Source organism: Leifsonia poae (assembly GCF_050632195.1).
Lineage (GTDB): Bacteria > Actinomycetota > Actinomycetes > Actinomycetales > Microbacteriaceae > Leifsonia > Leifsonia poae_C.
Window position 1 is genome coordinate 1,583,973 of the sequence record NZ_CP192580.1, and the last position, 11,840, is coordinate 1,595,812.

An 11,840-nucleotide genomic window follows, 5' to 3' on the forward strand; every position below is an offset into this window, starting at 1 on the left:
GTTCTCCCCGTCTCGGCGGTTCAGCGGCCGACGAATTCGGCTTCGGTGCGAGTGAGGAAAGCTTGCATGCCGATAGCGGCATCTTCGCTGGCGACCAGTCGCACGAGTGTCGGCTGCAGCTCCGACTCGGCCGCGGCATCCCCTCGCGGATCGCCCGTTTGGCGTTGGAGAGCGCAGCCTGAACGGCGAGCGGCGCTTGCGCGGCGACTCGCTCGGCAATGGCGAGTGCGCGGTCGAACTGCTCACCGTCTTCGACGACTTCTTGCACCAGCCCCATCCGATACGCCTCGGCGCTGTCGAACGTGTCGCCCGTGAGGATCCAGCGCATCGCGTTTCCCCACCCGACTGCGCGGGGGAACCGCAGCGTCGCGCCGCCGAACGGCAGGATCCCGCGGGTCACCTCGATCTGGCCGAAGGTGGTGGAGCGAGCGGCGACGGTGATCTCGGACGCGAGCATCAGCTCGATTCCGAGTGTCAGGCAGGTGCCGTGCACAGCGACGACGACGGGCTTGGTGAGCTGCTGCCCGGACACCTGCCACGGGTCGATGCCGCCTTCTACGGTGAAGCTGAGACCGTCGGCTCCGATGCGCGGTCCGAGATCGGCGAGATCGAGCCCCGCGGTGAAATGATCCCCGACCGCGTAGACGAGACCGACCCGCAGCTCGGGATCGCGTTCGAGTTCCCCGTATGCCGTGGTCAGCTGGCTGAGCAAGTCGTAGTCTGCTGCGTTGCGCTTCTCGGGACGGTTGAACGCGATCAGCAGGATGTGCCCACGCCGCTCGGTGAGGATCTTGGGTTCGGTCATGTGTCCCAACGTACCTCGACGCTCACAGTGCGTCGTCGGCGGAGCGCTCATCGGCGGAGCGCTCATCGGTGGAGAGATGCCTGCCGTTCCCACTCACGTTCAGCGGCGCCGTGAGCGCCCCGAGGATACGCAGGATCACCGGGAGGTCGTGCTCGGCGGCCTCTGGCGATTCGGGAGCGAACTCGGTGATCGCGGCTCCGGCCAGCTCGAAGCGCCCGCGAAGTGCGCGGATGGCGTCGGCCAGCTCCTCGGGCTGCACGCCGAACGGCTCCGGATAACCGATCCCACTGATCGTCGCGGGATCGAGAACGTCGAGGTCGATGTGCAGGTAGACCGCGGTCGCCCCGGTGGCTGCGACCGCATCCACGAGCTCCTCGGGATTCGAGAGAGACTCGGCGGACAGCATCCTGAGACCGGTTTCGGCGACGAACGCCTCTTCGCCCTCGTCGAGCGCGCGCGTGCCCGCGAGCACGAGCTTGTCGGTCCCGAGCAGAGACGCACCCGTCGACGTGAGCCCTTCCGGACCTTGGCCGAGCAGTGCCCGCACGACCATGCCGTGGAAGGATCCGGATGGCGACGACTCCGCCGTGTTGAGGTCGCCGTGCGCATCGAACCAGACCAGCGCCACCGACCCCGGTTCCCGAGTGGCCACCGCGTGCTGCACGCTGGCGAGGTCGGCCCCGCAGTCCCCGCCGATCGTGACGACCGGGGATTCCAGCACCATCAGTTCGGCCGTGACGGCCTCCCGGATGCTCACGAGCGAAGAGAACCGGTGCACGCCCGTGCCGAGCGAGTCCCCCGCCGAGGCGGGCACGGTCACGACGGTCGTCACCGCAGACGGCAGGTCGCCCCGGATCGCCTCGGCGCCGTCGATCAGACGCATCGCGCGAGAGGATCCCGAGCCCTGCCACTGCGGGACGACGAGGAAGGCCGCTCCGCTCAAGAGCCCGGCGTGTACGGCGCCGACGGCGTCGCATCGGCCGTGACGGCCGGCTGTGCCGGAGCGCCGCCCGTCTTGAGCGCTGCGAGCCGTGCCTCCACCTCGGTCATCTCGCCGAGGTCGTCCAGTTGATTGAACTGGGCGTCGAGGCTCGAGGCCGCGAGCTCGGACGCGCCGCGGACCTTCGCCTCTTCGCGCTTGATCTTGTCTTCGAACCGGCCGACCTCGCTGGTGGGGTCGAGGATGTCGACGCTCTTGACCGCATCCATCACCTGCTGCTGCGCCTGGGCGCTCTTGGCCCGCGCGATGAGCTCCGACCGCTTGGTCTTCAGCTGCTCGAGCTTGCCCTTCATGCCGTTCAGGCCGGACTTCAGCTTGTCGACGACCTCGGTCTGCGAGGCGATCTGCGGCTCGGCCGTCTTGGCCTCGTTCTCCGACGAGATCTGGCGCTGCAGCGCGACCTTGGCCAGGTTGTCGAACTTGTCGGCGTTGGCGGTGTCGCCGCCCGACCGGTACACGTCCGCCTGCTTGCTGGCGGCGAGCGCCTTCTGGCCCCACTCGGCCGCGGCCTCGACGTCTTCGCGGTGGTCGTCCTCGAGCAGCCGCAGGTTGCCGATCGTCTCGGCGATGGCGCTCTCGGCGTCGGCGATGTTGTTGGTGAAGTCGCGGACCATCTGGTCGAGCATCTTCTCCGGGTCTTCAGCCTGGTCGATGAGTGCGTTGACGTTCGCCTTCATCAGCTGAGAGATCCGGCCGAAAATCGACTGTTTTGCCATTGTGCTTCCTTTCGCTGGGGCCCCCACGAGGCCTTAGAACCTGCCACCTCCGCGACGGGAGCGAGTGCCGCCCCCGCCGAAGCTTCCCGGGCTGAACCCGCCGCCGCCACGGCTCCCGCCGCGACCGCCGCCGCCTCCACCGCCGAAGAGTCCGCCGCCTCCGCCGCCCCCGCCGCCCAGAACCGAGTTGATCAGGATGCCGCCGAGGATCGCGCCCATGGCGCCGTTTCCACCGCCGCCTCCGCCGCTCGTTCCGCCACCGAACATGCCACCGAGCCCGCCCGAGTCGGGCTGGAACCCGCCGACATCCTGCTGGGCGAGCTGGATGGCCTCCTGAGCGAGCTGGTCGGCGCGCTGCGCCTGCGTGAGTGCCGTGACAGGATCGGCAGCCGCGGTCGACTCGGCCTGAACGACCAGCCGCCCAGCCTCGGCGAGACGCGTTCGCGCCTCGGGTCCGACGGCTCCTCGGCGGGCAGTGATGAAGTCCTCGCCGGCAGAGACACGACTCTTCGCGGAGAGCAGGGTCTGGTCGAGGGATGCTTGGGCGCGCTGGGTCTGTTGGCGCGCATCCCGAACACCCTGGAGAACCCCGTCGATGCTCTGGTTGGCGGCTTCGAGGCGTTGGGCGATCTCGAGCGGGTTGATCTTGCCGGCGGCGATCTTGCTCTTGACGTCGCCGAGCGTCTCGTCGGTTGCGGCGACGATGCCGGCGATGCTGCCCTGAGGGTCGTCGGCGGCCGCGAGAGCGCGCGCCTCGGCGACGTCCCGATCGAGTTCGGCGATGGTCGCGTCGATCGTCTGCTGGGTCTTCGCCAGGTCTGCGCCGAGCCTGTCTACAGCGTCGAGGAGAAGCTTGGCCTGGTCCACCGATTCCTCGGCGGCGCGAACTCCGATGGCCGCCGCGCTCGCGTCTCCCGCGTCGCTCTTCTGCTTCGCGCCGGTCAACGCCGTGGTCACGAAGTTCAGCCGATCGGTGGCCTGGGCGATGTTGTCGTGCACCGTGGCGAGTGACGCATCCGAATACCGCTCGGCGAGGGCAGCGAGAGCGGCGGTGGATGCGGCGATCCGGGACTGCTGTTCGCCGGCCGCCGCCTGGATCTCGGTACTGGCCTGAGGGATGCGCTTCTCGAGCGAGCGCAGATCGTCGAACGCATCCGCCTGCTTGTCCAACGCATCGTTGGCCGAGGTCGTCAGCTGCACGATCTGCACGTTCCAGTCGCGTGTCTGCTGTTCGGAGTCGGGCTCGGCATCGTCGAGCTTTTGCTTGAGCTTGAAGGCGTCGCTGAGTTGGGCCTTGGCGGCGTCGAGGGCGGCTTGGAACGGCACGACGGACTCCGCGCCATACTGTGCGGTGGCGAAGCCGAGTTCTTCCTCGCTCGTCCGGATGGCGTCGTCGGTCTGCACGAGTGCCGAGCCCGCGCGGCGCTCGAGGTCTTTGAGCGGCATCGCGTGCAGCTCGTCCTGCGGCGGAGCCTGTGTCTGTCCGCCCGGCTCGGCCGCGCCCGCTCCGACCTTCTTCTTCGCCCTGTTCCGGACGACGAAGAAGATGATGAGTCCGACGACGAGGATCGCGATGAGGAAGAACCAGAAGAATCCCGACCCGCCGCCTCCGCCGCCGACCGCGTCGCCCAGCCCGTTCGCCGCCGCCACGGCCGCTCCTGACCAGTCGCCGGCCTTCAGCTTGGGCTCGATGTCGTTCGACTCGATCTGCGCGAGCTGTTCGTCGCTGACCGGTCCGGCGGAGTCGCCGGACAGGTAGTACGCGCGCCCATCCGTCGCCACGGCGAGAAGGTAGTCGGTCGGACCGAGGTTGTTGCGCGACGCCGTCTCGTTGGCCCAGTCGGCAGCATCCGCAGGATTCGTGAAGCGGTCGACGTAGACGACGTACAGGTCGATGTTGTGGTCCTTGTACAGCTGCGCGGCAGCGGTCTCGATGGTGTTCTCGTCACCCGAACTGACGACGCCCGCCTGGTCGACGACGTGCCCGCTGCCGAGGTCCACGGGGTCAGCGGCGAGTGCTCCGGATGCGGGCCCGACGACGAGACCGATCGCCAGAAGAACCCCGCCCAGCACTGTTTTGACGCCCATCGACTCACTCTCTCGAGCTCAGTGGTACCGCTCCCGAGTCTATTGGCGGCGCGTTCCGCCGCGCCACACTCTGGGAACCGGCTGAGAGCCGCGCCCGCTCTCGGTGTGTGTCACCCTGTTACGCCCGGGATGCGACTTAGCAGACGACTCGCTCAGAATGGGGCGACGGCACGCAAGCGGAGAGGGGACCCGGATGAGCATCCTGCGCCCTGAGACCGCGTACCGGCCCCGCACCCTCGCCGTCGTCGAGGCCACTCGCTTCCGTTCACATGACCCCGAGTACCACGCGTACGTGCAGTTGCTGGTCGGCGGCGCAATCGCCGAGGCCGAGCGCCAGGGCTGGAACGTCGTCCGTCTCGCCGCCGACGAGGGTCAGGATGCGCTCCTCGCCCGTACAGAGCGCGCGGACGCCGTGCTCATCATGGGCGGCGAGGACATCGCGCCCCGCTTCTACGGCGCTGCCGCGGGATACGAGGGCGAGAGCCGACACCTCGAGCACGCCGATGCGGCGCAGGTCGCCCTGGTGCTCAGCGCGATCGAGCGCGGGATCCCGCTGCTCGGGATCTGCCGCGGACTCCAGATCATCAATGTCGCGCTCGGCGGAACCCTCATCCAGCATCTCGGCGACGGCAGCGAGCACAAGAACCACGGCGTGCCGATCCGGGACATCATGGCGTCGCATCCGGTGCAGCTCACAGCTGGCAGCCTCGTCGCGGACCTGCTGCAGAGCGAGACCGTCGACGTGCAGAGCGCGCACCATCAGGCGGTCGATGCCCTCGGCTCCGGACTCGTGGTGACCGGTCGCTCCGCGGACGGTCATGTCGAGGCGCTCGAACACGAGAGTGCTCCCGTGCTGGGTGTGCAGTGGCATCCCGAAGACCCGGGTGCGCCTGCTGGACAGCTCTCTCTGCTCCTCTCCGCGCTCGATCGTGTGAGCGCACGAGAGACCGTCGCCGCCTAGGCGTCGCCGTTCTACGCGTCCTCCACCGGCCAGCCCTGTTCGCCGAGCAGCGGCACGAAGGCGACCGCGCCCAGGTTCGTCTCCGTCAGCATCCCGTCGGCCCGGCGCTCGAACAGCGCGAGGTGCTGGGCGCCCCGGGTGCGGCCGATCGGCACGACGACGCGACCGCCGACGGCGAGCTGGTCGCGCCAGGCCTCGGGGACGGCCGGGCTCGTCGCGGCCGCCACGATCGCATCGTATGGCGCTGCTTCCGGCCAGCCGAGCGAGCCGTCCCCGGTCACGACCGAGACGTCGTATCCGAGTGCAGCGAGGGTGGCGGCAGCGTCGGAGGCCAATGCGGGATGCCGTTCGATGCTCACGACGCGGGCCGCCAGCTCGGCGGTGACCGCGGCCGCGTATCCTGAGCCCGTCCCGACGTCGAGGACCGTGTCGAACGGGCCGATCCGTGCCTCCTGCAGCATGAGCGCCACGATGTACGGCTGCGAGATCGTCTGACCGTCGCCGATCGGCAGCGGATGGTCGTCGTACGCGTACGCCGCCGCATCCGGAGGCACGAAGAGGTGCCGGGGCACGCGCGCCATCGCGTCGAGGACCCGCTGGTCCACGATCCCGCGGGGGACGAGCTGCCGCTCGACCATCCGCCTGCGCTCGAGCTCGAAGTCCGTTCGCGTACCGCCTCCCGATGCCAGTGAACCACGCTAACGGGAGGCACGCACCCTGTGCGAGGCGCGATCGCGGCTACGCCACAGGCACCGCTTGCCGCGATTCGAGCTGTTCGCGCGCCCGGCTCAGCGCCGAGTGCGCGCCCGCGCCTTCGAGCGCGAGCAGTGCCGCCCCGAGGATCGGCGCAGCGGTCACCAGCTCGATGTGGGCGAGCGGGGCCTCCGCCGCCAGTCCGCTCACGATCGCCGCCAGCAGTCGTTCGTCCCTGGCGCCGATCACCCCGCCACCGAGGACGACAGGAACCGGTCGGTCGAGCCGGTCGAGGCGGCGCAACGTGGTGGCAGCGAAGGTGACTATCTCGTCGGCTTGGCGGTCGACGAGCGAGCCGGCGACAGCATCCCCGGCCCGTGCCGCATCGAACACGGCGGGCGAGATCTGCGCGAGGTCGGAGTTCGGGATGCGCTCGAAGTGCAGGCCTTCGATCACGTCCTGCAGGGTGTCCAGCCCGTACACCGCGGGAATCGCCGCGACGAGCGAGGTCTCGGGGCCCCGTCCGTCGGCAGCGCGGGCCGCGTGCCAGAGCGCCTGCTCACCGAGATGCCAGCCGCCTCCCCAGTCTCCCGAGATGATTCCGAGCGACGGATAGCGGATCACCAGACCGTCGGCGCGGACGCCGACCGCGTTGATGCCGGTGCCGCAGACGACAGCGACCGCATCGGGCTCGCCCGTGCCGGCTCTGAGGAGCGCGAACAGGTCGTTGTCGACGACGGCGTCGGCCCAGGCGCTGCCGACCAGAGCCGTCTTGAACGCCGCGACCTCGGCGGGGAGGTCGAGTCCGGAGACGTAGACATTCGTCTGGGCGATCGTCCGCGGACCGGTCTGCGTAAGGAGTTCGTCGATCAGACCGTCGATGAGTTCGACCGCCCGAGGCATCCCGATGATGTGCGGGCTCGACGTCGTGCCGCGCGCGCTCGCGATGAGCGTTCCGTCGAGGTCGATGGCGACGGCATCCGTCTTCGATCCGCCGCCGTCGACGGCGATGACGATGGGCAGCGGTGTGGCCCCGCCCGCAGCGTGCCCGGTCATTTCGCCCAGGCCAGGTGATCGCGATTGCCCGCGATGAGCAGATCGGTGAGCTTCTCGGCACGGTCGAACTGCCCGACCAGGGGTGGGCCATCATCGCTCGCAAGACCCGTTCGCGTCCACCGCTGACGGCGGCATCGAGCGCGAGCCTCTCGTAGCCGGCGACGTGCGAGATGAGGCCCCGGATGTCGTCGGCCACCGGTTCGATCGGCAGCGCCTCCAGCCCGTCGGCGCCGACGATCGCCGGCACCTCGATCACGTGGTCGTCGGGCAGGAAAGGAAGCGAGCCGTTATTCCGCAGGTTCACGACCTGGGTGTCTCGCCGGTCGCTCCGCAGGGAGGCGATCAGGTCGACCGCGGCCTCAGAGTAGAACGCGCCACCGCGCTGAGCGAGCGCCTCGGGCTTTGTGTCGACGGCGGGATCGGCGTACAGCTCGAGGAGGGCATGTTCGACCTCGAGCACCGCCTCGGCCCGGGTGGGCGCACCGAGCTGTTCGCGCAGCACCTCGTCGTGCGCGTAGTAATAGCGCAGGTAGTACGAGGGAACGTTGCCGAGCATCGAGATGAGGGATGCGGGCAGCTCGATCTCCTCGGCCAGCAGCCCCAGTTGCGTGTCGATGAGGGCGGGCAGCGCGTCGTGCGTGCCGTTCGCATCCGTCACATAGGCTGCCCGTTCCCAGGTGAGGTGGTTGAGGCCGACATGCCCGAGCGTGATCGCGGTGTGGTCGACGCCGAGCAGGTTCGCGAACCGGCGCTGGAATCCGATCGCGACATTGCAGAGTCCGACGGCGCGATGGCCTTCCTGCAGGAGCGCGCGCGTGACGATGCCGACGGGGTTGGTGAAGTCGACGATCCAGGCGTCCGGCTTGGCGTGCTTGCGCACGGTCTCGGCGACCCGCAGCACGACCGGGACCGTGCGCAGCGCCTTGGCGAAGCCGCCGGGGCCCGTGGTCTCCTGGCCGATGGTCCCGCATTCGTGCGGGAACGTCTCATCCCCGTGGCGGGCGGCCTGGCCGCCGACCCGCAGCTGGATGAGCACCGCATCCGCGTCGGCGACACCCGCCACGAGGTCGCTGGTCAGGACGATGCGGCCGGTGTGTCCCGCGGCTCGGAACATCCTGTCGCTCATGCCGCCGACCAGGCGCAGGCGCTCGGGGTCGGTGTCGACGAGCCAGAGCTCCTCGATGGGGAGGATGTCGCGCATCCGGGCGAACCCGTCGATGAGTTCGGGGTGTAGGTGGAACCTCCACCGACGACGGCTAATTTCACGGCTATCCCTTCACGCCGGTCAGAGTGATGCCCTCGACGAAAACGCGTTGGGCGAAGAAGAAGATGATGACGACGGGGATCGTGACGAGCATCGTCATCGTCATCGTCAGGCCCCAGTCGGTGCCGTGGACGCCTCGGAAGGACGCCAGACCGTACGCGACGGGCCAGTTGTCGGGGTTCTCCGAGGTGTAGAGCAGCGGACCGTAGTAGTCGTTCCACGAGTTGAAGAACATGAAGATCGCGGTGGCCGCGATGCCCGGCTTCGCCATCGGCAGCACGACGCGCCAGAGCACGCCGAACTCGCCGTTGCCGTCGATGCGGGCCGCATCCGCGTACTCGCTCGGGATCGTCAGGAAGAACTGCCGCAGCAGGAAGATCGAGAACGCGTCGCCGAGCAGGTTCGGCAGGATGAGCGGCCACAGCGTTCCGGTCAGGTTCAGCTGCGACCACATCACATAGATCGGGATGGCGGTCACCTGGGGCGGCAGCAGCATCGCGATGATGATCACGGTGAACAGCACGTTGGCACCCCGGAACTTGATCTTCGCCAGCGCGTAGGCAGCCGGAACGCTCGAGGCGAGCATGAAGACCGTCGCCAGCACGGCGTAGATCGCCGAGTTGCCGAACCACTGCAGCAGCGGGACCGTCGTGAAGACCTTGACGTAGTTGTCCCACTTGAACGGCTGGGGCCAGAGCGACGCCGTCAGCGTCTGCTCGCTCGACATCAGCGAGGTCAGGAACACGAACACGATCGGCGCGATGAAGAGGATCGCCAGTACGACGAGCACGGCGTTCTCGCCGATCCAAGCGAGCGTGCGCCGGGTGCGTAGCGACCTGGGTGTCGGGATGCGGCTGGGTCCACGCGGGGTCGGTGACGCTTTCGGGGGCGTCAGGGTTGCGGAGGTCATTGTGCGCCTTCCGGGGTGAACGCCTTGAAGCGGCGGAGCAGGAGGATGAGGATGACCGCGGCGACCACGAACAGCAGCACCGCGAGAGCCGAGGCGTAGCCGAGCTGGTAGGTACCGAAGCCGCGGACGTAGAGCCACTGCGTGTACGTGAGCAGCGAGCCCTCGGGGTAGCCCAGGTTGTTGCTGATCCCTTCGCCGATCACGGCCTTGCCCGAGGCGACCCCGGATGCGACGGCCGCTTCGGTGAAGTACTGGATCGCCGCGATCACCCCGGTCACGAGCGAGAACAGCAGCACCGGGCCGATGCTCGGCAGCGTGACGTACCGAGCTTTCTGGATGCCGTTGGCGCCGTCGAGCGATGCCGCTTCGTACTGCTCCTTCGACACGTCGAGCAGCGCGGCCAGGAAGATGATCATGATGTCGCCCATGACCCACACGCCGAGCAGTACGAGGGACGGCTTCGACCAGGCCGGGTCGTTGAACCAGAGCGGTCCGTCGATCCCGAACACCTTGAGGATCTGGTTCACCGGGCCGGTGCCGGGGTTGAACAGGAACACGAACGCCACGACCGAGGCGACCGGGGGCACGAGGGCCGGCAGGTAGAAGATCGTGCGCCAGATTCCCGAAGCACGCTTCGCCCGGGCGAGCAGGCCCGCGACGAGCAGGGCGAAGATGAGTTTCACCGGCACCCAGATCACAACGAACCACAGCGTGTTGAGGGTCGCCTCGACGACCTTCGGGTCCTGCGTGAAGAGGTACTGGTAGTTGCGGAGACCGATCCACTGCGGCGCCGACACGAGGTCGTACCGGGTGAACGAGTAGTAGACGGATGCGATCAGCGGGTAGACGAAGAAGATCGCGAGTCCCAGCAGGGCCGGCGCCAGCAGCGCCAGCGTGACGAGTTTGCGCTTGGTGCGCTCCCGCGAGGGCGGACGGCGACCGTCCGCCCCTCGCGTACAGCAGTGCTCGTCATCGTCACGGACCGGTGGTCAGGGCGAGGGCGTCGTTGATCTGCTTGTCGACGTCCTTCAGGCCTGCCTGGAGGTCGCCGCCCTGGGTCTGGTACTTGTTCCAGAAGTCCTGGAACGACTGCTGGTAGCCGGCGCCGAGCGGGCTGGCGGGCGTCGTCGCGACGTTCTTGTTGGACGCGATGTCGAGGAATGTCTTGTACTGGTCGGAGACCTCGAGCTTTGGCGAGTTGAGCGCGTCGGTCGTGGTCGGCACGTTCTTGAGGCCGTTGCCGAGCTTGACCAGCGCATCCGTGTCGGTCGTCAGGTACTTGAGCAGGGCCCAGGCGAGCTCAGGCTGCTTGGAGCCCTTCGAGATGCCGATGATGTTGCCCGTCATGTACCCGCCGCCGTAGAGCTCGGTGTGGTTGTCGGTCGTCGGGAAGGGCGCGGTGCCGTAGTTCAGGTCTTTGGCCTGATCGTCGATGAACGCGGTGCGGTACTCGCCATCGAGGTTCATGGCGACCTGACCGGTCTGGAACGCGTTGTCGGCGGAGAACTCCTGGCCGAGTCCCGACGTGAACTTGTTCAGTTTGTCCCAGCCGATCTTGTCGACGTAGGCCTTCTGCCACTCGATGAGGTCGGTCCAGCCGGGGCTGGCGCTGATCGCGCTGGTGCCGTCGGACTTCAGCCACTCGGCTCCCGCCGACGGTCCGTAGTGGGCGGCTGCGTTCTCATACCAGCCCATGGTCGGGTTGAAGCCGAGGGTCTTGATCGAGCCGTCGGCGTTGTACGTGGTCAGCTTGTCGGCCATCGTCTCGAGTTCGGTGAGCGTCTTCGGCGCCTCGGTGTACCCGGCCGCTGCGAGCAGGTCCTTGTTGTAGTACAGGCCGTAGACGTCGGCGAGCATCGGCATCGCGCAGCGCGTGCCGTTGAACTCCGTGTACGACTTCACCGTTGGCGAGAACTGGCTCATGTCGACGCCGTCGCGTTCGATCACCTTGTTGAGGCTGCGGAACGCGCCGTTCGAGCAGAAGTTGCCGACGATGTCGGTCGAGTACGAGAGGCCGACGTCGACCTTGCTGCCGGTGGCGATGGCCTTCTGCAGCTTCTCGTCGTCCTGGCCGGCGTGCACGTCCACCTTGACCTTCGGGTACTTCTTCTCGAAGTCGTCGACCACCGATTGGATGACCTTGGCCTCCCGGTCGGAGAAGAAGTGCCAGAACGACACGTTTCCGGAGAGTTCTTTCGGAGCGCTCGCCTCGAAGGAGGCGCTGCTGCCCCCGCCGGAGCAACCGGCCAGGGCCAGGGCCGCGACGGCGGTGAACGCCGCGGCGGCGAGAATGCGTTGAGAGCGGTGTTTCACGGTGGTGTCCTCACTGATTCCGGTTCGTGATGGT

10 protein-coding genes and 2 pseudogenes are annotated in these 11,840 nt (G+C 68.0%); 2 read left to right on the forward strand and 10 right to left on the reverse strand.

Translation table 11 applies throughout. From position 1 onward, the window contains the following. Nucleotides 1–20 precede the first annotated feature (20 nt). From ACQ86A_RS08055 to ACQ86A_RS08070, 4 genes and pseudogenes are all read right to left on the reverse strand, one after another. A pseudogene (locus tag ACQ86A_RS08055) lies at nucleotides 21–805 on the reverse strand (crotonase/enoyl-CoA hydratase family protein). A 22-nt stretch (nucleotides 806–827) separates the two neighbouring features. After that, a complete protein-coding gene (locus ACQ86A_RS08060; RefSeq protein ID WP_431280029.1) occupies nucleotides 828–1,748 on the reverse strand; it encodes an arginase family protein in 921 nt (306 codons plus the stop codon). Beyond that, a complete protein-coding gene (locus ACQ86A_RS08065; RefSeq protein WP_431280030.1) occupies nucleotides 1,745–2,521 on the reverse strand; it encodes a PspA/IM30 family protein in 777 nt (258 codons plus the stop codon). The genes ACQ86A_RS08060 and ACQ86A_RS08065 overlap by 4 nt, the downstream gene beginning before the upstream one ends. A 33-nt stretch (nucleotides 2,522–2,554) precedes the next feature. Continuing rightward, nucleotides 2,555–4,609, reverse strand: a complete 2,055-nt coding sequence (locus tag ACQ86A_RS08070; protein WP_431280031.1) for a TPM domain-containing protein — start codon at nucleotides 4,607–4,609, stop codon at nucleotides 2,555–2,557. 193 nt (nucleotides 4,610–4,802) lie between these two features. Here ACQ86A_RS08070 and ACQ86A_RS08075 point away from each other — a divergent pair, with 193 nt between their 5' ends. Then, nucleotides 4,803–5,570: a gamma-glutamyl-gamma-aminobutyrate hydrolase family protein gene (locus ACQ86A_RS08075; protein ID WP_431280032.1), complete on the forward strand. Its 768-nt coding sequence runs from the start codon at nucleotides 4,803–4,805 to the stop codon at nucleotides 5,568–5,570. 11 nt (nucleotides 5,571–5,581) lie between these two features. Here ACQ86A_RS08075 and ACQ86A_RS08080 read toward each other — a convergent pair whose 3' ends face one another. Both ACQ86A_RS08080 and ACQ86A_RS08085 read right to left on the reverse strand, forming a co-directional pair. After that, on the reverse strand, nucleotides 5,582–6,208 hold the full coding sequence (locus ACQ86A_RS08080; protein WP_431280033.1) for a protein-L-isoaspartate(D-aspartate) O-methyltransferase: 627 nt from the start codon (nucleotides 6,206–6,208) through the stop codon (nucleotides 5,582–5,584). A gap of 100 nt (nucleotides 6,209–6,308) precedes the next feature. Then, the gene (locus ACQ86A_RS08085) at nucleotides 6,309–7,319 is read right to left on the reverse strand and encodes an N-acetylglucosamine kinase (RefSeq protein ID WP_431280034.1); all 1,011 of its coding nucleotides are present in this window, start codon (nucleotides 7,317–7,319) and stop codon (nucleotides 6,309–6,311) included. Nucleotides 7,320–7,333: 14 nt separating this feature from the next. Between ACQ86A_RS08085 and ACQ86A_RS08090 the strand changes: the two genes are divergently transcribed. Continuing rightward, complete coding sequence (locus ACQ86A_RS08090; protein ID WP_431280035.1) at nucleotides 7,334–7,474, forward strand: hypothetical protein; 141 nt, start codon at nucleotides 7,334–7,336, stop codon at nucleotides 7,472–7,474. Here the strand turns inward: ACQ86A_RS08090 and ACQ86A_RS08095 are convergent. The 4 genes and pseudogenes from ACQ86A_RS08095 to ACQ86A_RS08110 form a co-directional block, all read right to left on the reverse strand. Continuing rightward, a pseudogene (locus tag ACQ86A_RS08095) lies at nucleotides 7,459–8,520 on the reverse strand (6-phospho-beta-glucosidase); the annotation flags it as partial. The gene ACQ86A_RS08090 and the pseudogene ACQ86A_RS08095 overlap by 16 nt on opposite strands. 67 nt (nucleotides 8,521–8,587) lie before the next feature. Next, nucleotides 8,588–9,493: a carbohydrate ABC transporter permease gene (locus ACQ86A_RS08100; protein WP_431280036.1), complete on the reverse strand. Its 906-nt coding sequence runs from the start codon at nucleotides 9,491–9,493 to the stop codon at nucleotides 8,588–8,590. After that, a complete protein-coding gene (locus tag ACQ86A_RS08105) occupies nucleotides 9,490–10,290 on the reverse strand; it encodes a carbohydrate ABC transporter permease (protein WP_431280037.1) in 801 nt (266 codons plus the stop codon). The genes ACQ86A_RS08100 and ACQ86A_RS08105 overlap by 4 nt, the downstream gene beginning before the upstream one ends. Before the next feature lie 178 nt (nucleotides 10,291–10,468). Next, nucleotides 10,469–11,806, reverse strand: a complete 1,338-nt coding sequence (locus ACQ86A_RS08110) for an ABC transporter substrate-binding protein (RefSeq protein WP_431280038.1) — start codon at nucleotides 11,804–11,806, stop codon at nucleotides 10,469–10,471. Between the last annotated feature and the right edge of the window lie 34 nt (nucleotides 11,807–11,840).